A 19,974-nucleotide genomic window follows, 5' to 3' on the forward strand; every position below is an offset into this window, starting at 1 on the left:
CTCAGGGGTGCGAGTAGATGCTCATCACGTTAGCATGGGAATGTGACGCACACAACACTCCCGCCGGACGCCACGATGCGGGCCGCCGTGCTGACCGAACCCGGGCGAATCGAGTTGCAGCAGCGGCCGATCCACACCCCGAGGGCCGGTGACGTGCTGATACGGGTCTCCTCGGTGGGGGTCTGCGGCTCGGACACCCACTACTATCGCGAGGGCCGCATCGGCAGCTTCGTCGTCGAAAAGCCACTGGTGCTCGGGCACGAGGCGGCCGGCACGATCGTCGGCGTCGGCGACGCCGTGGACCCGGACCGCATCGGCCAACGTGTCTCCATCGAACCGCAGCGGCCCGACCCCGACAGCGACGAGACCCGCCGCGGCCTCTACAACCTCTGCCCGCACATGGAGTTCTACGCCACGCCGCCGATCGACGGGGCGCTCTGCGACTACGTGACCATCGGCGCGGCGTTCGCACATCCGGTGCCCGACACCATGTCCGACGACGCGGCGGCGCTGTGTGAGCCGCTGTCGGTGGGGATCGCCGCGGTGCGCAAAGCTGGAATCGACGGCGGTGCAACGGTATTGATCGCCGGCGCTGGGCCGATCGGGATCGTGATCGCGCAGCTGGCGCGGGCCTACGGCGCCACCGAGATAGTGGTGAGCGACCCGTCCGAGCCGAGGCGCGAGCAGGCCTTGGCGTTCGGGGCGACGACGGTGCTCGACCCGCTTTCGCAGCCGATCGGCGATCTCGGCGTCGACTGCTTCATCGACGCATCGGGCGCGCAGGCCGCCGTCGTCGCGGGCATCGGGGCAGTGCGCCCGGCGGGGCGGATCGTCCTGGTCGGTTCGGGTGCCGAATCGATGGAGTTGCCAACGCAATTGATCCAGAACCGCGAGCTGGTGTTGACGGGCGTGTTCCGCTACGCGAACACCTGGCCGACGGCGATCGCGCTCGTGGAATCCGGGCGGGTGGATCTGGATGCGATGGTGACGACGCACTTCCCGTTGGAGAAGACCGCCGAAGCGCTCGATTCCGATCGCACCCCGGGCAGCATCAAGACGGTGGTGACGGTGTCATGAAGCTCTCCAACGCCACACTGGCCCAGATCCCGATCGCGAAGCCGGCCTACGACCGGTCCGAAATTACCGTGGGCATCGTGCATTTCGGCGTCGGCGGATTTCACCGCGCGCACCAGGCGATGTATATCGACCGCCTGCTGGACAAGGGGCTGGCGACCGAGTGGGGCATCTGCGGCGTCGGTGTCATGCCGTCGGACCGCAAGATGGCCGACGTGATGGCCGCCCAGGACGGGCTCTACACGTTGGTGCTGGAGAACCCCGACGGCAGCCGCGACGCGCGAGTGATCGGCTCGATCGTCGACTACCGTTATGCGCCAGACGATCCCGACGCGGTCATCGAGCTGTTGGCCGCGCCGAGCACCCGGATCGTCTCGCTGACCATCACCGAGGGTGGCTACGACATCGAAGGGTTGGACCGCATCAACGTGTTCGGCTTGCTCGCCGAGGCGCTGGCGCAGCGACGGGACCGCGGGCTCGCGTCGCCGACGATCGTCTCGTGCGACAACATCGAAGGCAACGGTGAGGTCGCGCGGCAGGCCGTCACCGCCTATGCCGAGCGGTTGCACCCGGGGCTGGCGGAGTGGATCAACGAGAACACCCGGTTCCCCAATTCGATGGTCGACCGCATCACACCGGTGACCACGCCCGACGTGATCGCCTCGGTGGAAAGCGATTTCGGCATCTCCGACGCGTGGCCGGTGGTCGCCGAACCGTTCACGTCATGGGTGCTGGAGGATTCGTTCTCCGACGGGCGGCCCCCGCTCGAAGACGTCGACGTGCTGCTGGTCGACGACGTGACACCGTACGAGCTGATGAAGCTGCGGCTGCTCAACGCCAGCCACCAATGCCTGTGCTATTTCGCGTATCTGGCCGGCTATCGGCTGGTGCACGAGGCGGCCGGCGATCCGCTCATCGCCGAATTTCTGCGACGGTACATGGATTCCGAGGCGACGCCGACGCTCAAGCCGGTGCCGGGCATCGACCTGCCGTCCTACAAACAGACATTGATCGAGCGGTTTGCGAATCCCGGCGTGCGCGACACCATCGCGCGGCTGTGCTTCGGCTCGTCGGACCGCATCCCCAAGTGGCTGCTGCCGGTGGTGCGGGCGAACCTCAAGACCGGGGCGCCGGTTCGGCTGTCGGCGGCGACGGTGGCGAGTTGGGCGCGCTACGCGGAAGGCGTCGACGAGGAGGGCCGGCCGATCGACGTGCAGGACCAGCTGGCGCAGATGCTGGTGCCGCTGGCCCGCTCCCAGCACGAGAACCCGCTGGCGTTCATCCAGAACACCGCGGTATTCGGCGATCTGGCGAGCCATCCGCGGTTTGTCGAGGCGTACTTGTGGGCATTGGAGTCGTTGCACACCGACGGCGCGCGAGCCACATTGCAGCGGTTGTTACGGGAGGACGTGCCATGACTCAGCGGGCGCTCGTCATCGGCGAGGCATTGATCGACATCGTCGAACGAGACGGCCGAATCATCGGCGAGCACGTCGGGGGCAGCCCGCTCAACGTCGCGGTCGGACTGGCGCGGCTGGGCCGCAGCGTCGACTTCCTCACCCACATCGGCTCCGACGAGCGCGGCCGCCGCATCGTCGACTACGTGGAACAGTCTGGGGTGCAGCTGGTTTCGGGCAGCACCAGTGCCGTGCGGACACCCACTGCGCTGGCGACACTCGACGCCTCCGGTTCTGCGAAGTACCTGTTCGATATCGACTGGCAATTGGCGGGCACGCCGGAGGTGGCGCCGCCGTTGGTGGCACACACGGGGTCGATCGCGTCGGTATTGGAGCCGGGTTGCCGAGCGGCGGCCGCGCTGCTCGACGCGTATCACGTATCGGCGACGATCACGTTCGATCCGAATGTGCGCACCGCGTTGATCAAGGACGACGACATCGCGCGCGGGCGCATCGACCGGCTCGTCGAACGGTGTGACGTCGTCAAGGCCAGCGACGAGGATCTGCGGTGGATCGACCCGCACCATGGACCCGAACAGGTCGCGCGCACGTGGCTGGGGCTTGGCCCGTCGATCGTCGCGGTGACCATGGGCGACAAAGGCGCATTCGCGATGTGCCGGGCCGGCACGGTGCGCGTCTCTGCCCAGCCGGTGAAGGTGGTCGACACGGTCGGCGCGGGCGATGCGTTCATGAGCGGGTTGATCGATGCGCTGTGGTCGATGGACCTGCTGGGCGCGGATCGGCGTCCGGCATTGGCGCGGATCAATGTGGACGCATTGGAGCAGGTGGTCCAGGCGGCGGTGTTGTCATCGGCGCTGACGGTGTCGCGCGCCGGCGCGGATCTTCCCGATCGCGCGACGCGTGACGCGGCGGCGGCGGGGGTGTCTGCAGCGCGCGGCTGATTGTCGAACGTACGGGTCGCGGAGTTGGACACCCTCGATCCGGCTGCCCCGAGATCACGAGATCACATGTTGACATGTAGATGCTTAAACTGTCGCATCAAAGTGCTAGATTTGACTCATGCGTACGACGGTCGAGTTCGATGATGACACCGCCAAGGCCGTCGAGCAGCTGCGTCAGGAGCTCGGCATCGGCGTCAGCCAGGCGGTGAACGAGCTGATCCGCCGTGGCCTGATGCCTCGACCCGAAGCACCTCCGTTCCGCCAGCGCACCCGGCGGCTGGGCATCCGGATCGATGTCTCAAACGTGGCCGCAGCTCTGGAGGACCTCGAAGGCGTCGAGGCACGCTGAGTGCTCATCGACGCCAACGTGCTGCTCTACGCAGTGGACACCGACAGCCCGTTCCACGAACCTGCCCACGCCTGGCTGGAGAGCACACTCAACGGCAACCGCCGGGTCGGCATCCCCTGGTCGTCGCTGACGGCCTTCGTCCGAATTGCCACCCACCCGCGTGCCCTCCGCGAGCCGATGACGGCGCATGAAGCGTGGTCGTTCGTCGACGACTGGCTCGACGCGCCCACCACCTGGATTCCGCAGCCCGGCCGAGCGCACCGGGAAGTTCTCGGCCGGCTGGTACGAGACCTCGACCTGCGGGCCAACTTGGTCTCCGACGCCGTGCTGGCGGCACTCTGCATAGAGCACGGGCTGGTGATGGTGAGCGCTGACAGCGATTTCGCCCGCTTTACCGAAATCAGCTGGCTGAACCCGGTCCAGCGCTGAACGCCCGCCCAACTGCGGCGACCCGACCCTCCCCGTAGGGAATACTGGCCATATGCGATCCATCTGGAAGGGTTCGATCGCCTTCGGCCTGGTGAACGTGCCGGTCAAGGTCTACAGCGCGACCGAGGACCACGACATCAAGTTCCACCAGGTCCATGCCAAGGACAACGGGCGCATCCGCTACAAGCGGGTCTGCGAGGTCTGCGGTGAGGTGGTCGAATACCGCGATATCGCCCGGGCCTACGAATCCGACGACGGCCAGATGGTGGTGATCACCGACGAGGACATCTCCACGCTGCCGGAGGAACGCAGCCGCGAAATCGAGGTGCTCGAGTTCGTCCCGGCCAGCGACATCGACCCGATGATGTACGACCGCAGCTACTTCCTGGAGCCGGAGGGCAAATCCACAAAATCCTATGTGCTGCTGGCCAAAACGCTGATGGACACCGACCGCGTCGCCATCGTGCACTTCGCCCTGCGCAACAAGACGCGCCTTGCGGCCTTGCGGGTCAAGGACTTTTCCAAACGCGACGTGATGGTCATCCACACCCTGCTGTGGCCCGACGAGATCCGCGATCCTGATTTCCCGGTGCTGGACAAGGAAGTTGAGATCAAGCCCGCCGAGCTGAAGATGGCCGGTCAGGTCGTCGAGTCGATGACCGACGACTTCAACCCCGACCGCTATCACGACGACTATCAGGAGCAGCTGCACGAGCTGGTGCAGGCCAAACTCGAAGGCGGCGAAGCGTTCCCCGTCGAGGAGCAACCCGCCGAGCTCGACGAAACCGAAGACGTCTCCGATCTGCTGGCCAAGCTCGAAGCCAGTGTGAAGGCGCGACGGGGCGGTGGCGACACCGACGGCGAGAAGCCCGCCAAGAAAGCACCCGCCAAGAAGGCCGCCGCGAAGAAGGCACCCGCCAAGAAAGCGGCCAAGAAAGCCGCCGCCAAGAAATAGCTAGACCGGCAGACCTACCCTCAGCGCCAGATGTTCGTCGAGGATGTGACGCAGTGCGGCGTCCATCGGATGCGCAGCGGCGAGGTCTCGACCCAACCGGCCGTCCACCGCGACCACCGTCCCCTCACGCTGTGCGGCGTCGACCTCATCGACGAACTTCTCGAACAGCGCCGGCGGCGTGGCCAGGTAGTAGAGCCGCCGGTGCATCCCGGCGCCGTACACCAGCCCCTGCTGGGTGATGACGAAGAACTCCGAGGTGATGCGGGCGTTGCGGGCTTCTGTGCGACCCCACACCACTGCGGCCCGGCGGCTCGGCGTCAGTCGATCCGCCAGGTCGCTCAGGGCAAGCAATCTCTCGACGAGCTCACCACCCGCCGCGGGATACGCCCCGATCGCGGGCCCGAAGTGTCGCTCGATGATCTCGTCGAAGAACCCGTTCACATTCTCGATTGTGCGCGGCCGGATAGCTTGGTGTCGTGCGTTTCGAAGTGACCGAGGCCGATACCGCCGCGAGCCTCGGCAGCGGCGACGTTCCGGTGCTCGCGACCCCGCGATTGATCGCCTGGCTGGAGGCCGCGACGCTGCAAGCCGGCGCGCACTTCGCCGGCCCGGGCCAGACGACCGTCGGCACCGCGGTGCGCATCGAGCACCGCCGCGCGACCCGAGTGGGCGGCGCCGTCGACGTCTTCGCAGAGGCGGCGCCCGCCCCCACCGGCCGACGTCTCACCTTCCACGTCCGGGCCGTCGACGACGCGGGTGAGCTTGTCGCAACCGGTGAAATCGACCGCGCAATCGTCGACCGCCAGCAGTTCCTCGAGGGGTCGAGCTAGCCGCCGCTAGGTGCAGGATTGCGGTCAAATAGTGGCTTCAATCCTCTACCTAAGCGCCGCACGGGCCGAAACTAGAACGTGTTCCAGCTCGGCCTGTTACGGTGACGCGGGCAAGGAAGAGAGGGTGCGCGTGATCCTTGACAGATTTCGGCTCGACGACCACGTCGCGATCGTGACCGGCGCGGGCCGTGGACTCGGCGCGGCGATGGCGCTGGCATTCGCGGAAGTTGGTGCAGACGTGGTCATTGCGTCGCGCACCCGGTCCCAGCTCGAGGAGGTGGCCGAGCAGGTCAAAGCGACTGGCCGCAAGGCCCACATCGTCGTCGCCGACCTCGCCCACCCCGAGGACACGGCCAAGCTCGCGAGCGAAGCCGTCGAGGCGTTCGGGAGACTAGATGTCGTCGTCAACAACGTCGGCGGCACCATGCCCAACGCGCTGTTGAACACCTCGACCAAAGACCTGCGCGACGCGTTCACCTTCAACGTCTCCACCGCCCACGCGCTGACGACCGCGGCCGTACCGCTGATGCTGGAACACTCCGGCGCCGGCAGCATCATCAACATCACCTCGACGATGGGCCGACTGGCCGGGCGCGGCTTCGCCGCCTACGGCACCGCCAAGGCCGCGCTCGCCCACTACACGCGACTGGCCGCGCTGGACCTGTGCCCGCGGATCCGAGTCAACGCCATCGCGCCGGGCTCGATCCTGACGTCGGCGCTGGACATCGTCGCCTCCAACGACGAACTGCGCGAGCCGATGGAAAAGGCAACGCCCCTAAGAAGACTCGGTGATCCGGCCGACATCGCCGCTGCCGCAGTCTATCTGGCGTCACCTGCGGGTAGCTACCTGACAGGCAAGACGCTCGAGGTCGACGGAGGCCTCACCGTCCCGAACCTCGACCTGCCCATCCCGGATCTGTAGAGAGGACACCGTGGCCATACGAGTCGCCGCGATCGGCACCGGCAATGTCGGCCGTCACGCGCTGAACCAGCTCATCACCGACCCGCAGTACGAACTGACCGCCGTCTGGGTGTCGTCGCCGGAAAAGGCCGGCAAGGACGCGGGAGAGCTTGCCGGACTTGAGGATTCGACGGGCGTCACCGCGACCAACGATCTCGACGAGGTGCTGGGTACCAAGCCCGAGTGCGCCGTCTACACCGCGATGGCCGACAATCGGCTGCCTGAAGCGCTCGAGGACTACCGGCGCCTGCTGGCCGCCGGCATCAACGTCGTCGGCAGCGCCGCGGTGTTCCTGCAATACCCGTGGCAGGTGTTGCCGGAGGAGCTCGTCAAACCCATCGAGGAAGCGGCGGAAACGGGCTGTTCGACCCTTTTTGTCAATGGCATCGATCCCGGTTTCGCGAATGACCTTCTGCCGCTTGCCCTTGCGGGCACCTGCCAACGCATTGAGCAGATCCGCTGCATGGAGATCGTCGACTACGCCACCTACGACAGCGCCACCGTGATGTTCGACGTGATGGGGTTCGGCAAGCCGCTCGACGAGATCCCGATGCTGCTGCAGCCCGGCGTGCTGAGCCTGGCGTGGGGTTCGGTGGTGCGCCAGCTCGCAGCGGGCCTGGGCATCCAGCTCGACGAAGTGACCGAGACCTACGTCCGCGAGCCGGCGCCCGAGGACTTCGACATTGCCGCCGGCCACATTCCGAAGGGCAGCGCTGCAGGTCTGCGATTCGAGGTGCGCGGCATGCTCGACGGCCGGCCCGCCGTCGTCCTCGAGCACGTCACCCGGCTGCGCGACAATCTGTGCCCGGACTGGCCGCAGCCCGCGCAGGAGGGCGGCTCGTATCGCGTCGAGGTGACCGGTGAACCGTCGTACGCCCTGGACCTGTGCCTGAGCAGCCCGAATGGCGATCACAACCACGCCGGACTGGTCGCGACGGCCGCCCGCGTCGTCAACGCCATCCCCGCCGTGGTGGCCGCGGCGCCGGGTATCAGGACGACGCTGGACCTTCCCCTCATCACCGGAAAAGGGCTGTACGCTAAGGGATAAGGCGGGGGGACCGGAAGAAGGACACGCCCTATGCGGATCCTGCGTTATCTCTCACCGCTGATCGCCGCCGCGGGGGTTGCGGCCGCGATCCTGACGGCGCCCACGGCCATCGCCCAACCCAATGACCCCACGTTGCCCCAGTGCACCGACACCGGCGGCGCCGCGGCCCTCGGCGGCTCCACCACCGAATGCGTGACGCCGGGCAACGTCCAAATCAACGCCACTCCAGCCGAACCCACGTACGTGTACCCCTGGGATGACGAATTCTATGGTCCCGCACTGATATTCGGCGGCGCGGGTGGATACCACGGCGGCGGCCGCCGCTAGGAGGCGCATCATGCGCAGCACAACTCGATATCTCACACCGCTTTTCGCGGCCGCCGGGACCGCCATGCTGTTTGCGCCCGTCGCCGCGGCGGTGCCCGAATGCACCAATACCGGCCCGACGACCACGCAATGCGAAACCAACGGCAGCACCCAGATCATCACCTCTCCCCCGGCGATGAACTACAACCCGTGGTTCGGCACACCGTTCGGCGGCATTGTGTTCGGTATCGGATGGTGAAAGTCCTCATTGCGGTGCTCGCGGCTGTGGCTGCGGTCCTCGGCGCGCCGACCGCGTCCGCGGATCCGCAGTGCACCGAAGTCGCCGCGGGCACCACCCGATGCGGCAGCCCCGGCAACGTGCAGATCAACACCTCGCCGATACAGACGGGTCCGGCGCTGCCCTACGGCTGCGACCCGGCCTACGCCGCCATGTGTTACGACAACCTGCCTGGCATCACCATCGAATTCGGCGGCGGAGACCGCCACGACGGAGGCGGTCGACACCCCCGGCGCTAGCCCCGCGACTGGGTTTCGGCTACCCTAACTTTTCTATTCGAGATACCGGATAGAAAGTGGGGGCTGTGCTACAGGACCGTCAGGACACCCAGGTACGCATGCGGCCGAGTTGGTATCTGCTCGGACCGGCATTCGTCGCGGCCATCGCCTATGTCGACCCCGGCAACGTCGCGGCCAACATCAGCGCCGGCGCGCAGTTCGGTTTCCTGCTGGTGTGGGTCATCGTGCTGGCCAACGCCATGGCGTGCCTGGTGCAGTACCTGTCGGCCAAGCTGGGCCTGGTCACCGGGATGTCGCTGCCCGAGGCCGTCGGCAACCGCATGCGCCGCCCCACCCGGCTTGCCTACTGGGTGCAGGCCGAACTGGTCGCGATGGCCACCGACCTGGCCGAGGTGATGGGTGGCGCGATCGCCCTGTACCTGCTGTTCGATCTGCCGCTCCTGACGGGTGGCGTCATCACGGGCATCGTGTCGCTGCTGCTGCTCGTGGTGAAGGACCGCCGCGGGCAGCGCGTGTTCGAGCGCGTCATCACCGGTCTGCTGCTCGTCATCGCCATCGGGTTCCTGACGAGCCTGTTCGTCGCGCCGCCGCCCGTCGGCGAAGCGGCCAAGGGTCTGGTGCCGATGTTCGCCGGCACCGAGAGCGTGCTGCTGGCGGCGGCGATGCTGGGCGCGACGGTCATGCCGCACGCGGTGTACCTACACTCCGGGCTGGCCCGCGACCGTCATGGCCATCCGGACGCGGGCCCGATGCGCCGGATGCTGCTGCGCGTCACCCGCTGGGACGTCGGCATGGCGATGCTCGTCGCGGGCGCGGTGAACCTGTCGATGGTGTTGGTGGCCGCGACCAATCTGCAGGGCCTCGAGGGCACGGATTCGATCGAGGGCGCCCACGCCGCGGTCGCCAACACGCTCGGCCCAACGGTGGCGCTGTTGTTTGCTATCGGGCTGCTCGCCTCCGGGCTGGCGTCGTCGTCGGTGGGCGCCTACGCCGGCGCGATGATCATGCAGGGCCTGCTGCGGCGTTCGATCCCGCTGGTGCTGCGCCGGCTGATCACACTGATTCCCGCGCTGCTGATCCTCGCGATCGGCCTCGATCCCAGCCGTGCGCTGGTGTTGTCGCAGGTCGTGCTGTCATTCGGCATCCCGTTCGCGCTGATCCCGCTGATCCGGCTGACCAGCGACCGGCCCCTGATGGGCGACGACACGAACCACCGGTTGACCACCACGTTTGGCTGGGTGGTCGCCGGATTGATTACCCTGTTGAACGTTGTGTTGATTTATTTGACGGTTGCTGGATGACTCGGGCCTGATGTCGCCGGCCGAGCGGCTCCGAGGCAGCCACCACTACTTCGCGTACGGGTCCAACCTGTGCGTGAGGCAGATGGCTCTCCGTTGCCCCGGCGCCGTCGACCCGCGGCCCGCGCGGCTGCCCGACCATGACTGGCTGATCAACGAGCGCGGGGTGGCCACCGTCGAACCCTTCGACGGCTCACACGTCCACGGTGTCGTCTGGCGCCTGACCGATCACGACCTCAAAGTCCTCGACAGCGCCGAAGGCGTGCCGGTGCGATATCGCCGCGACCGCCTCACCGTGCACACCGACGACGGCCCGTCCGAGGCCTGGGTGTACATCGACCACCGCGTCGACCCCGGCCCGCCGCGACCCGGTTACCTGGAGCGCATCATCGACGGCGCCATCCACCACGGGCTGCCGCACCGGTGGATCGAGTTTCTCAAGCGGTGGGATCCTGCGCACTGGCCGCGACGGGCCGACAAATCGAGTTCGCCTGCGCCGCGGTCACTTTCGGAATTGCTGGCCGATCCCGGCGTGATCGAGGACAGCACACTGCGATCGCGGTTCGGGTTCATGGCCATCCATGGCGGTGGCCTGGAGCAGATGACCGACGTGATCGCCGAACGCGCCGCCGAGGCCGCCGACGCGTCGGTGTACATCGTGCGCCATCCCGACCACTATCCGCACCATCTGCCGTCGGCGCTGTATCGCGCGCAGGAATCCGAGCGGCTGGCCGAATTCCTCGAACATGTCGACGTCGCGGTGTCGCTGCACGGCTATGGCCGCATCGGGCGGAGCACGCAGCTGCTGGCCGGCGGACGCAACCGCGCGCTGGCCGAACACCTGAAGCGTCACGTCGACGTGCCCGGCTACCGCGTCGTCACCGACCTCGACGCGATCCCCCGCGAGCTGCGCGGCCTGCACCCCGACAACCCCGTCAACCGCATGCGCGACGGCGGCACGCAGCTCGAACTCACCCCGCGAGTGCGGGGCATCAGCCCGCGCAGCCCGTTGCCCGGCGACGACGGCCTGTCCCCCGCGACATCCCAGCTGGTTCAGGGCCTCATCGCGACCGCGCATTCCTGGGAGTCGCCGATTTCGGCGTGACCGCCGGAAGATCCACGACGGCGTCGGCTCCGAATAAGAGATGTGGAACGCATACATCCCTACGGGCGCTCGATCGCGGTGATCGGCAGCGGCGTCGCCGGCCTGACCGCGGCCTATCTGCTGTCGGCCCGCGACCGGGTCACCCTGTTCGAGGCCGACACCCGCTTCGGCGGCCATGCGCACACGCACTACGTCGACCGCGGCGACGGCAACATCGTCGGCATCGACACCGCCTTCCTGGTGCACAACGACCGCACCTACCCGACGCTGTGCCGGCTGTTCGACGAACTCGGGATCGCCACCACGGACACCGACATGTCGATGTCGGTGCGCGACGACGCCAGCGGCCTGGAGTACGCCGGCGCCCGCGGGTTCGGCGGCCTCTTCCCGTCCTGGTCGACGCTGACCCGCCCGCGGTATCTGGCGATGCTGGCCGAGATCACGCGCTTCCACCGGGCGGCGACGCGGCTGCTGGACTCCGACGGCGATGACACCGAGACTCTCGACGCGTTCCTGGATCGGCACGGGTTCTCGCGATACTTCCGCGACTACTTCATGACGCCCCTGGTCGCCGCAGTGTGGTCGAGCCCGCCCGGCGCCGCGCTGCGTTACCCCGCCCGCTACCTGTTCGTCTTTCTGCACCACCACGGCATGCTGTCGGTATTCGGCTCGCCGACGTGGCGCACGGTGGTCGGCGGATCGGCCACCTACGTCGAGGCGATCCTCAACCGGATCGACGAGGTCGCCGCGGGCCTGCCCGTGCGCTCGGTGCGGCGGGTACCGGAGGGCGTCCTGATCGGCGTGGGCAGCGGTCGCCCAAGGCTGTTCGACGCCGCCGTGATCGCCACCCACCCGGACCAGGCGCTGTTGATGCTCGACGGGCCCACCCCCGCCGAGCGCTCGGTGCTGGGCGCAATCCACTACTGCAGCAACCACGCTCAGCTGCACACCGACGAATCGCTGCTGCCCCGCCATCACCGCGCCCGCGCGTCGTGGAACTACCTGATCACCCCGAACGACGACACCGTCGCCGTCACCTACGACATCACCCGGCTGATGCGGCTGGGCGGACCGCGACGGTTCCTGGTGACGCTCGGCGGCCGCGACCGCGTCGATCCGCGCACCGTGCTGGCAGAGATGACCTACAGCCATCCGGTGTACACCCCTGAATCCGTTGCTGCTCAGCGGTTTCTGCCGCAGCTCGACGACGATCGGGTGGTGTTCGCCGGCGCATATCACGGCTGGGGTTTCCACGAGGACGGCGCGGCGTCGGGTCTGCGCGCGGCACGCCGACTCGGTGCCGACTGGCCGGCCGCCGCGCGGCCGCGACTGCGGGCGGTCGCATGTTGACCCCGGCGCTGTACCGCACGCGGATCACCCACCTGCGCCGCGCACCGGTGCGGCATTACTTCGAGCACCGAGGCTACAGCTGGTACGTCGACGTCGACGACCTTCCGCGATTTCCGCTCTGGCTACGGCCGTTTGCGCGGTTCGACGCACGCGATCATCTGTGGGCAGACCCGGCCCCCGGGTCGAATGACTCACTGCGGCAACGCATCGACGCGTTCCTGGCCAGGCGCGGCATCGACCTGGAGGGCGGCACGGTCACCGCGCTGCTGCAGGCCCGCGTGCTGGGTTACGTGTTCAACCCCCTGAGCCTGTACTGGTGCCACGACGCCGACGGCGTGCTGCGCCACGTCATCGCTGAGGTGCACAACACCTATGGCGAACGGCACGCCTACCTGCTGCCGCCCGACGGAATTGCCCCGGTGTCCAAACAGCTGTACGTGTCGCCGTTCAACGACGTCGACGGGTACTACCGGGTGCGGGCGCCGAGGCCGAACGGTCAACTGGACGTGGCGATTTCGCTGCACCAGCAGAATCGGCCCGCGTTCGTTGCCACCATGCGCGGCACCCGAAGGCCGGCCACCGTCGGCGAGCTGCTGCGCCTGCAGATGGTCGCGCCGATGGCCCCGTTGATGGGCGCGTTGGGCATCCGCAGACAGGGCATCACGCTGTGGCTGCGCCGCGTTCCGGTGGTGCCACGGCCGAAAACACCCGCACAAGAGAGGATTTCGCAAAGGTGAGCATCGACACCGCCGCGCTTCACACCGTCGACCCCACGCGCTGGCCGGACGTGGCCGCCACACCGACCGGACCCGTCAGCGTGGCGGCGGGTGCGGTCGCGGACCGGCTGCTGCGACGGGCCGTCGCGCGGCTGCCGGTGCGCCTGGTCTACCCGGACGGTTCGGTGGTTGGCGCGGCCGATCCGACGCTGCCGACCATGGTGATCGAACGACCGGATGCGCTGGCCCGCAGGATCGGCCGCTACGGGCTGATCGGCTTCGGCGAGTCCTATATGGCCGGCGACTGGCACAGCGACGACCTCGTCGTCGTGCTCACCGAATTCGCAAAGTCACTTCCGCAGTTGGTTCCTCCTGCGCTGCAACGCCTCCGGCCGTTGGTGGTGCTGCGGCCGCCACGCTCACCGCGCAACAGCCCGGCGCAGGCGCGAAGCAATATCGCCCACCACTACGACCTGTCCAATGAGCTGTTCGCCGAGTTCCTCGACGAAACCATGACCTACTCCAGCGCGCTGTTCGACGCCACGACCACCAGCCTCGCCGACGCCCAGCGCCGCAAGATCGACCGCCTGCTCGACGCGGCGCGCGTGGGCCCCGGCACCCGCCTGCTGGAAATCGGCACGGGCTGGGGCGAATTGTGCATTCGGGCGGCAGCGCGGGGCGCGCAGGTTCGCTCGGTGACGCTGTCGGCCGAGCAGCTGCGGCTGGCCCGACGGCGCGTCGAGGAGGCCGGGTTGGCCGACCGCGTCTCGATCGAATACCGCGACTACCGCGACATCGGCGGAAGCTACGACGCGGTGGTGTCGGTGGAGATGGTCGAGGCGGTGGGCTACCGCCACTGGCCCACCTACTTCGACAAGCTGGACCGGTTGGTGACGCCCGGCGGTCGGGTGGCGATTCAGGCGATCACGATGCCGCACGACCGAATGATGGCCACCCGCAACACGTATACCTGGATTCAGAAGTACATCTTCCCGGGCGGCCTGCTGCCGTCAACAGAAGCGGTCGCGGCAATCACCGAGCGGCACACCCGGTTACGCACCGTCGACATGATCTCGCTGCGCCCGCATTACGCCGAGACACTGCGACGGTGGCGGGAGCGGTTCCTTGAGCGCCGGGATGCGGTGGCGGCGTTGGGTTTCGATGAGGTCTTCCAGCGGATGTGGGAGCTCTACCTGGCTTACTCCGAGGCGGGGTTCCGGTCCGGATACCTTGACGTGTACCAGTGGACCTTGGCGCCGAGGGAGGGCGGCCGATGAACTTCGTCGTCGTCGCCTCGGCGTCGCTCGCGGTCCTTGTCGTGGTGCACGGCGTCACGTTCCTGATCGGCCGTCGGATCGGCCGCTACAACGTCGTCGACGTGGCATGGGGTGTGGGTTTCATCGCGGTGGCCGTCGTGGCGGCCGTGCTGGGTGACGGCGATCTGTTCCGTCGGCTGTTGCTCCTGGCGTTGGTCGGCATTTGGGGTGTGCGGCTGGCCTGGCACATGGTCGTCAAGTCCGCGGGCAAGGGTGAGGACCCGCGCTATCGCGATCTGTTGGGCGGCGACTTCTCCGCCGGCCATGTGCTGCGCAAGGTCTTCGTGGTCCAGGGCGCCGCCACCTGGTTCGTCTCGTTGCCCGTGCAGCTTTCGGCGGTGCTGGGGCCGACGCCGGCGCTGTTGCGCCCGGTGCTGATCGCGGGCGTCGCGCTGTGGGCCGTCGGGTGGGCGTTCGAGGCCCTCGGCGATTACCAGTTGCGCCGCTTCAAGTCCGACCCCACCAACAAGGGCGCGATCATGGATCGCGGACTGTGGGCATGGACCCGCCACCCCAACTACTTCGGCGACGCCTGCGTGTGGTGGGGGCTGTGGCTGGTCACCCTCACCGGCTGGCTGTCGCTGGTAACGGTGCCCTCGCCGCTGCTGATGACGTACTTCCTGGTGTACGCCACCGGCGCACGGCTTGCCGAGGAATACATGGCGGACAGACCTGGCTTCGATGAATACCGTTCGCGCACATCGTTTTTCGTACCGCTACCACCTAGATCGCGAATACCATGACGGCATTGGCCGCGGTGGCTAGGCTACCGATCGTGACCCCCGACCTCGACGTGTTGCTGCGCCAGGTGGCTCAACGCGACGTCGACGCGTTCGCGACGTTCTACGACCAGACGCGGGCCAGGGTCTACGGGCTGGTCACCCGCGTGCTGCGCGATCCCGGCTACAGCGAGGAAACCACCCAGGACATCTACTTGCAGGTGTGGCGCAACGCGAGCAGCTACGACCCCGGCTCGGGGTCGCCGCTGGCGTGGCTGATGACGTTGGCGCACCGGCGGGCGGTGGACCGGGTTCGCTCCGAACAGGCCGCCAGCCAGCGCGAGTCACGCTACGGCGTCGCCAACGTCGACCCGCCGAGCGATCATGTCGCCGATGCCGTGATCACCTCGGACGAACGCCGCCGGGTCGCCGACTGTCTCGACTCGCTGACCGACACCCAGCGTGAATGCATCCAGCTCGCCTACTACGAGGGATTGACGTACGTCCAAGTGTCCGAACGGTTGTCGGCGAATCTCGCGACGATCAAATCGCGGATGCGTGATGCGATCCGCGGTCTACGCAATTGTTTGGGGGTGGCATGACAGAGCCGCTTGACCCCGAACTGATGGACCTGGCAACGCCTTACGCGTTGCACGCCGTCACCCCGGATGAACGAGACGAGATCGAGCGACGCCTGGCCGCGGCGCCCCCCGAGGTGGCGCGGGCGTTCGCCGACGAAGTGCGCGCGGTGCGCGAAACCATGGCCGTGGTCTCGTCGGGCACCGCCGCCGAGCCGCCAGATCACCTGCGGGACCGCCTGCTTGCCGAAGTGACACCCAACGTGCGCGAGCTGCGACCCAAGGCGTCCCGCTGGCGCACCGCCGTGCTGGCCGCCGCGGCGGCCCTCGTGGTCGGGTTAGGCGCGCTGGGCGTCGGGTTGGCGCTGCGGCCGCCGGCGACGCCGTCGACGGCCGAGCAGGTGTTCGCGGCACCGGACGTGCGCACCGTCTCCGGCGAGTTGCCCACCGGCGGCACCGCCACTGTCGTGTTCTCCCGCGAGAAGAACGCCGGTGTGCTGGTGATGAACAACGTCGACCCGCCCGCACCCGGCACCGTCTACCAGATGTGGCTGCTGCGCGACGGCAGCCCGGAATCGGCGGGCACCATGGACGCCGAAGACGTCGCCCCGTCGACCACCGCGGTGCTACCCGACCTCGGGGACTCCTCGGCGTTGGCGTTCACCGTCGAGCCGGGCGACGGGTCCGAACGGCCGACCACGCCGATCATCGCTGAGCTGCCATTGGCTTAAAGCGTGTCTTCGAGCGTCGCCGCGGCCAGTTCCTCGATGACGTCACCAACGAGCTCGCGGCGCCGCCACACCCGCCGTTGCCGCATTGCGCCGTTGCCCGCCAAGATGATCCGCGCCAGCTCCGAGCGCACCATCTCGTAGTCGCCGAGCGCCTCCAGCGCGGGCCGGACATGGTCGACGAATCCGGACAGCAGCGCCCGCGTCGGCGCCGAGGCGTGGGTTTGGACCAGATCGATCGCCTCACCGTCGAGGCCGTCGCGCGCCGATTTCCAATACGCGGCTTTCAGCGCGTGCGGCGCCAGCCGCGGGGTACCCTCGCCGTCGCGCTCGGCCTCCAGCGCCGTCATCACGGCCGCCCGGATCAGCGTCGCGAGCAGTACCGTCTCCGCGACCGTCGCGGGGATGTCGGCGACGCGGACCTCGACTGTCGGAAAGTTGGCCGACGGGCGGACGTCCCAATAGATCATGCCGTCGTCGAGCACGGCGCCGGCGTCGCGCAGCATCCGGACCACCGCGTCGTACTCGTCGACGGAATCGAAATGCGGTGGCGGACCCGAACTTGGCCACCGCGTCCACAGCATGCTGCGGAAGCTGGCGTATCCCGTGTCGGTATTGCGATAGACGGCCGAGTTGGCGGTCAGCGCCAGCAGCAGATGCAGCCACGGACGAAGCCGGTTGCTGACCCGGATCGCGGCCTCGCGGCTGGGCACGGCGACGTGCACGTGGCAGCCGCAGATGCCCTGCTCGTGGGCGATCATGCCGAACTTGTCGGCGATCATGCGATAGCGCGGGGTGTCGGTGACCGGGAATTCGTGCGGCACGGTCGGCGGCAGCGCGACGGCGAGCAGTCGCGTGTTGTTGACCTCTGCGGCCTCGGCGGCGACACGGCGCAGCCGCGAGAGTTCCGAGCGCAGTTTGTCACTGCTGCTCATCACATCCGTGGTGGTTTCGATTTGGCAGCTGGTCAGCTCGAGCTGAAGTTTGACGCCGTGAGTCGCGGCGTGGTCGGCGACCGCTTTGTTGCGGGCGGCCGGCTCGCCGTTGTCCGGGTCGATGAGCAGGAACTCCTCCTCGACGCCCACGGTCGGATGGCAGCCCATAATTCATGGTCTCCAAGAACGATCCGGCCCGTCGGGAGATCTCGCAACGGGCCGGATCCGGTGATGGCTGCCGGGAGGAATGCCCACGCGGGAGCCGGTCCAAACCTGCCTACGATCAGATGATGGCCAAGAATTTTCGCTTTGGTTTGGGACTGCACGACGCGCGGTCACGGTCCCGGGTCGAGGAGGTGGCGCGTCGCGCAGAGTCCCTCGGTTTCGACGTACTGCACGTGCCCGACCACCTCGGGGCGCCGGCGCCGTTTCCGGTGCTGATGACGGCGGCCGCGGCGACGACGACGCTGCGGGTGGGCACGTTCGTGCTCAACGCGGGGTTCTACCGGCCGGCGTTGTTGGCGCGCGACGTCGCGGCGATGCAGGACCTGACCGACGGGCGCTTCGAACTGGGGCTGGGCGCGGGATATGTGCGCGAAGAGTTCGAGGCCGCCGAGCTGCCGTATCCGACTGCGGGGCAGCGCGTCGAGCATCTGCGCCACGTCACCGCGTACATGCGCGAACACGTGCCCGAGGTGCCGATCATGATCGCGGGCAACGGCGATCGGCTGCTGACGGTGGCGGCGCGACACGCCCACATCATCGGGTTGACCGGGGGTGACCCGGCCGACGGCGTCGACGACCCGCTGGCCGAACGGATCGCATTCGTGCGGGCGGCCGCCGGGGACCGGTTCGTTGAGCTGGAGCTCAACATCGCGATCACCGCGATGCCCACCGACGGCTCCCGGATGCCCGATCTGTCGATCACCCGCCGTTTTCTCCCGACGCTGACCGACGAGCAGTTGCTTGCCACGCCGGGCGTGCTGTCGGGCTCACCGCGCGATATCGCCGAGCGGATTCGCGGCTACCGCGACACCTACGGCGTCAGCTACGTCATCGTGCAGGCGCCGCACGCCGAGGCATTCGGCAAAGTCATCGAGGAATTGCGATAGTCCGCGTTTGATATCGCGCTGTGCGGGAACAACAGTCGATTATGCGGGGCAGCCCCACCGTCGAAGATTCCACCCGCACCGACGCCCGGATGCTCGACAGGGCCGAGGGCATATTAGTGGCGTTGCGGCGGTGCACGATCAACGCCGCGTTCGACGAGATCGTGGGCGCCTCGAAGCGGCACCGGGTTCCGACATTGTGCATCGCCCGGGCACTCGTCGCGCTGGCGGAAAACTCCGAGATGCCCGAGACGCCTGACGACGACGCGACCGCCGCCGCGCGCTACGAATGGGGCTCGCTGTTGGACACGCCGGCACGATGATCCGCCGCGCGGGCATGTGGCGTTGATCGCTTTGTGTGGGCGCGACGACGAGTCGACTAAGCTGCGACCCGTCCCGCCCTCGGGGACCTGACGAAAACTCTTTCGCTGCTGGTCGCTGGTGGTAGGCGCGAAGGGTTGGGAACGTCGTCCCAGGGATTCGGGAACGCGTCCGCCGTTCAAACCGCGTCACTCCTCCCGGTTCGAGGCGGCTGTCGGTGATGGCTTGTCGCACGTTGTCGGGGCGCCACAACTGACGACCACGTTGGCGCTTTCCTACAATCCGCTGGGCGGACATCGCCAGTCAAACTGTGCATTCGCTGCAGACCCGGGCCAGGGGCTGACGAGGGCACGGCGCGCGCCGTGCTGGCGGCAGTCCTGGATCCTGCGGGAAAGCAGAAGTCCATCCCGCTGGTGCAGCGGGCGCGGCAGAGTGGAAGCGTGAACTCGCCTAGCAGGAGTCCTAACCCGAACCGTGAGCGTGAACTCGGTTCGGGTCAGAACCAGCCGGGCTGAGCCTCCACGGTGGTGCGATCGAGGCTGGCCAGCAAGTCGAGCTGTGGACCGACCTTTGGCAGCGCGTAGGCGTAGAAGTACTGTGCCGCCGCGCGCTTGCCGTCGTAGAAGTCGCCGTGGTGATCACTGGCGGCGATCAGCTGCTCGAGAGCGGGCTGACGCGCTACACGGGTCGCATTCGGCGATTACCAGCTCGAGATCTACCTACAGACAGGGATTGTCCTGCTGCCATTTTGTTGAACCACGAGTTCACCAGGTCAGACACTGTTACCGCGCGTGGTCATGAACTCGGTCGGGGCCCACCTCGTCCGGTACTGACACGGGTGGTGGCGCAGCGGGGCCCACATCGATGGGCCGTTGTCGCATCGCCACAACGGACGCCGGCCGCGTTGGCGGGTTTGCACGAGCAATGCAGCGCATCGCGGCCCTAGCTTGC

General features: G+C 67.7%; 24 protein-coding genes and 1 pseudogene. 22 read left to right on the forward strand and 3 right to left on the reverse strand.

Annotated elements, in window-relative coordinates:
- Positions 1-75: 75 nt before the first annotated feature.
- The 6 genes from CWS39_RS12805 to ku all read left to right on the forward strand — a co-directional run bounded on the left by CWS39_RS12805 (position 76) and on the right by ku (position 5,166).
- Entirely contained in the window at positions 76-1,077 is a 1,002-nt protein-coding gene (locus CWS39_RS12805; protein ID WP_102143301.1) for an NAD(P)-dependent alcohol dehydrogenase, read from the forward strand.
- Positions 1,074-2,492 carry a mannitol dehydrogenase family protein gene (locus tag CWS39_RS12810; protein ID WP_102143302.1) on the forward strand — a complete coding sequence of 473 codons (1,419 nt, stop codon included), beginning with the start codon at positions 1,074-1,076 and terminating at the stop codon, positions 2,490-2,492. Before CWS39_RS12805 ends, CWS39_RS12810 begins: the two co-directional genes overlap by 4 nt.
- A complete protein-coding gene (locus tag CWS39_RS12815) occupies positions 2,489-3,433 on the forward strand; it encodes a carbohydrate kinase family protein (protein WP_102143303.1) in 945 nt (314 codons plus the stop codon). Before CWS39_RS12810 ends, CWS39_RS12815 begins: the two co-directional genes overlap by 4 nt.
- A gap of 118 nt (positions 3,434-3,551) precedes the next feature.
- Entirely contained in the window at positions 3,552-3,782 is a 231-nt protein-coding gene (locus CWS39_RS12820; RefSeq protein ID WP_102143304.1) for a ribbon-helix-helix domain-containing protein, read from the forward strand.
- Entirely contained in the window at positions 3,783-4,211 is a 429-nt protein-coding gene (locus CWS39_RS12825; protein ID WP_102143305.1) for a TA system VapC family ribonuclease toxin, read from the forward strand.
- A gap of 52 nt (positions 4,212-4,263) precedes the next feature.
- Positions 4,264-5,166, forward strand: a complete 903-nt coding sequence (ku, locus tag CWS39_RS12830) for a non-homologous end joining protein Ku (protein ID WP_102143306.1) — start codon at positions 4,264-4,266, stop codon at positions 5,164-5,166.
- On the opposite strand, the gene CWS39_RS12835 is transcribed toward ku, so the two are convergent.
- Positions 5,167-5,607, reverse strand: coding sequence for a glucose-6-phosphate dehydrogenase (locus CWS39_RS12835; RefSeq protein WP_233213489.1), 441 nt, complete (start codon positions 5,605-5,607; stop codon positions 5,167-5,169).
- 35 nt (positions 5,608-5,642) lie between these two features.
- Between CWS39_RS12835 and CWS39_RS12840 the strand changes: the two genes are divergently transcribed.
- The 14 genes from CWS39_RS12840 (at position 5,643) to CWS39_RS12905 (ending at position 16,661) form a co-directional block, all read left to right on the forward strand.
- Positions 5,643-5,996 carry a thioesterase family protein gene (locus CWS39_RS12840; RefSeq protein ID WP_102143308.1) on the forward strand — a complete coding sequence of 118 codons (354 nt, stop codon included), beginning with the start codon at positions 5,643-5,645 and terminating at the stop codon, positions 5,994-5,996.
- Between the two features lie 130 nt (positions 5,997-6,126).
- Positions 6,127-6,918 carry an SDR family oxidoreductase gene (locus CWS39_RS12845; protein WP_102143309.1) on the forward strand — a complete coding sequence of 264 codons (792 nt, stop codon included), beginning with the start codon at positions 6,127-6,129 and terminating at the stop codon, positions 6,916-6,918.
- A 10-nt stretch (positions 6,919-6,928) separates the two neighbouring features.
- Positions 6,929-8,005, forward strand: coding sequence for an NAD(P)H-dependent amine dehydrogenase family protein (locus tag CWS39_RS12850; RefSeq protein ID WP_102143310.1), 1,077 nt, complete (start codon positions 6,929-6,931; stop codon positions 8,003-8,005).
- 30 nt (positions 8,006-8,035) lie between these two features.
- On the forward strand, positions 8,036-8,332 hold the full coding sequence (locus CWS39_RS12855; RefSeq protein WP_102143311.1) for a hypothetical protein: 297 nt from the start codon (positions 8,036-8,038) through the stop codon (positions 8,330-8,332).
- Positions 8,333-8,342: 10 nt separating this feature from the next.
- Positions 8,343-8,570: a hypothetical protein gene (locus tag CWS39_RS12860; RefSeq protein ID WP_102143312.1), complete on the forward strand. Its 228-nt coding sequence runs from the start codon at positions 8,343-8,345 to the stop codon at positions 8,568-8,570.
- Positions 8,567-8,848: a hypothetical protein gene (locus tag CWS39_RS12865; RefSeq protein ID WP_199178100.1), complete on the forward strand. Its 282-nt coding sequence runs from the start codon at positions 8,567-8,569 to the stop codon at positions 8,846-8,848. Before CWS39_RS12860 ends, CWS39_RS12865 begins: the two co-directional genes overlap by 4 nt.
- A gap of 65 nt (positions 8,849-8,913) precedes the next feature.
- A complete protein-coding gene (locus CWS39_RS12870) occupies positions 8,914-10,149 on the forward strand; it encodes an Nramp family divalent metal transporter (RefSeq protein ID WP_255413010.1) in 1,236 nt (411 codons plus the stop codon).
- A 10-nt stretch (positions 10,150-10,159) separates the two neighbouring features.
- On the forward strand, positions 10,160-11,251 hold the full coding sequence (locus CWS39_RS12875) for a poly-gamma-glutamate hydrolase family protein (protein WP_102143315.1): 1,092 nt from the start codon (positions 10,160-10,162) through the stop codon (positions 11,249-11,251).
- 42 nt (positions 11,252-11,293) lie between these two features.
- On the forward strand, positions 11,294-12,601 hold the full coding sequence (locus tag CWS39_RS12880; RefSeq protein ID WP_102143316.1) for an NAD(P)/FAD-dependent oxidoreductase: 1,308 nt from the start codon (positions 11,294-11,296) through the stop codon (positions 12,599-12,601).
- Positions 12,595-13,338 carry a DUF1365 domain-containing protein gene (locus CWS39_RS12885; protein ID WP_102143317.1) on the forward strand — a complete coding sequence of 248 codons (744 nt, stop codon included), beginning with the start codon at positions 12,595-12,597 and terminating at the stop codon, positions 13,336-13,338. The genes CWS39_RS12880 and CWS39_RS12885 overlap by 7 nt, the downstream gene beginning before the upstream one ends.
- A complete protein-coding gene (locus tag CWS39_RS12890; RefSeq protein ID WP_102143318.1) occupies positions 13,335-14,594 on the forward strand; it encodes a class I SAM-dependent methyltransferase in 1,260 nt (419 codons plus the stop codon). The genes CWS39_RS12885 and CWS39_RS12890 overlap by 4 nt, the downstream gene beginning before the upstream one ends.
- Entirely contained in the window at positions 14,591-15,376 is a 786-nt protein-coding gene (locus tag CWS39_RS12895) for a DUF1295 domain-containing protein (protein WP_102143391.1), read from the forward strand. Before CWS39_RS12890 ends, CWS39_RS12895 begins: the two co-directional genes overlap by 4 nt.
- Entirely contained in the window at positions 15,373-15,954 is a 582-nt protein-coding gene (locus CWS39_RS12900; protein WP_102143319.1) for a sigma-70 family RNA polymerase sigma factor, read from the forward strand. Before CWS39_RS12895 ends, CWS39_RS12900 begins: the two co-directional genes overlap by 4 nt.
- Entirely contained in the window at positions 15,951-16,661 is a 711-nt protein-coding gene (locus tag CWS39_RS12905) for an anti-sigma factor (protein WP_102143320.1), read from the forward strand. Before CWS39_RS12900 ends, CWS39_RS12905 begins: the two co-directional genes overlap by 4 nt.
- Here CWS39_RS12905 and CWS39_RS12910 read toward each other — a convergent pair.
- Positions 16,658-17,761: a glutamate--cysteine ligase 2 gene (locus CWS39_RS12910; protein ID WP_102143321.1), complete on the reverse strand. Its 1,104-nt coding sequence runs from the start codon at positions 17,759-17,761 to the stop codon at positions 16,658-16,660. The two genes, CWS39_RS12905 and CWS39_RS12910, sit on opposite strands and share 4 nt — an antisense overlap.
- 122 nt (positions 17,762-17,883) lie before the next feature.
- Here CWS39_RS12910 and CWS39_RS12915 point away from each other — a divergent pair, with 122 nt between their 5' ends.
- Positions 17,884-18,705 carry an LLM class F420-dependent oxidoreductase gene (locus CWS39_RS12915; RefSeq protein WP_102143392.1) on the forward strand — a complete coding sequence of 274 codons (822 nt, stop codon included), beginning with the start codon at positions 17,884-17,886 and terminating at the stop codon, positions 18,703-18,705.
- A 20-nt stretch (positions 18,706-18,725) separates the two neighbouring features.
- On the forward strand, positions 18,726-19,025 hold the full coding sequence (locus CWS39_RS12920) for an ANTAR domain-containing protein (protein WP_233213490.1): 300 nt from the start codon (positions 18,726-18,728) through the stop codon (positions 19,023-19,025).
- A gap of 494 nt (positions 19,026-19,519) precedes the next feature.
- Here CWS39_RS12920 and CWS39_RS12925 read toward each other — a convergent pair.
- Positions 19,520-19,687, reverse strand: a pseudogene (locus CWS39_RS12925) (acyl-CoA dehydrogenase C-terminal domain-containing protein); the annotation flags it as partial.
- Positions 19,688-19,974 lie beyond the last annotated feature (287 nt).

Source organism: Mycobacterium hubeiense (assembly GCF_002838065.1).
In the GTDB taxonomy this organism is placed as follows: domain Bacteria; phylum Actinomycetota; class Actinomycetes; order Mycobacteriales; family Mycobacteriaceae; genus Mycobacterium; species Mycobacterium hubeiense.

Excerpts from the sequence above, each read along its gene's own strand:
- CWS39_RS12885 (WP_102143317.1), top strand. The coding sequence starts at position 12,595 with ATGTTGACCCCGGCGCTGTACCGCACGCGGATCACCCACCTGCGCCGC.
- CWS39_RS12805 (WP_102143301.1), top strand. The coding sequence starts at position 76 with ATGCGGGCCGCCGTGCTGACCGAACCCGGGCGAATCGAGTTGCAGCAG.
- CWS39_RS12820 (WP_102143304.1), top strand. The coding sequence starts at position 3,552 with ATGCGTACGACGGTCGAGTTCGATGATGACACCGCCAAGGCCGTCGAG.
- CWS39_RS12860 (WP_102143312.1), top strand. The coding sequence starts at position 8,343 with ATGCGCAGCACAACTCGATATCTCACACCGCTTTTCGCGGCCGCCGGG.
- CWS39_RS12810 (WP_102143302.1), top strand. The coding sequence starts at position 1,074 with ATGAAGCTCTCCAACGCCACACTGGCCCAGATCCCGATCGCGAAGCCG.
- CWS39_RS12900 (WP_102143319.1), top strand. The coding sequence starts at position 15,373 with ATGACGGCATTGGCCGCGGTGGCTAGGCTACCGATCGTGACCCCCGAC.
- CWS39_RS12875 (WP_102143315.1), top strand. The coding sequence starts at position 10,160 with ATGTCGCCGGCCGAGCGGCTCCGAGGCAGCCACCACTACTTCGCGTAC.
- CWS39_RS12905 (WP_102143320.1), top strand. The coding sequence starts at position 15,951 with ATGACAGAGCCGCTTGACCCCGAACTGATGGACCTGGCAACGCCTTAC.
- CWS39_RS12915 (WP_102143392.1), top strand. The coding sequence starts at position 17,884 with ATGGCCAAGAATTTTCGCTTTGGTTTGGGACTGCACGACGCGCGGTCA.
- CWS39_RS12855 (WP_102143311.1), top strand. The coding sequence starts at position 8,036 with ATGCGGATCCTGCGTTATCTCTCACCGCTGATCGCCGCCGCGGGGGTT.
- CWS39_RS12910 (WP_102143321.1), bottom strand. The coding sequence starts at position 17,761 with ATGGGCTGCCATCCGACCGTGGGCGTCGAGGAGGAGTTCCTGCTCATC.
- CWS39_RS12815 (WP_102143303.1), top strand. The coding sequence starts at position 2,489 with ATGACTCAGCGGGCGCTCGTCATCGGCGAGGCATTGATCGACATCGTC.
- CWS39_RS12895 (WP_102143391.1), top strand. The coding sequence starts at position 14,591 with ATGAACTTCGTCGTCGTCGCCTCGGCGTCGCTCGCGGTCCTTGTCGTG.
- ku (WP_102143306.1), top strand. The coding sequence starts at position 4,264 with ATGCGATCCATCTGGAAGGGTTCGATCGCCTTCGGCCTGGTGAACGTG.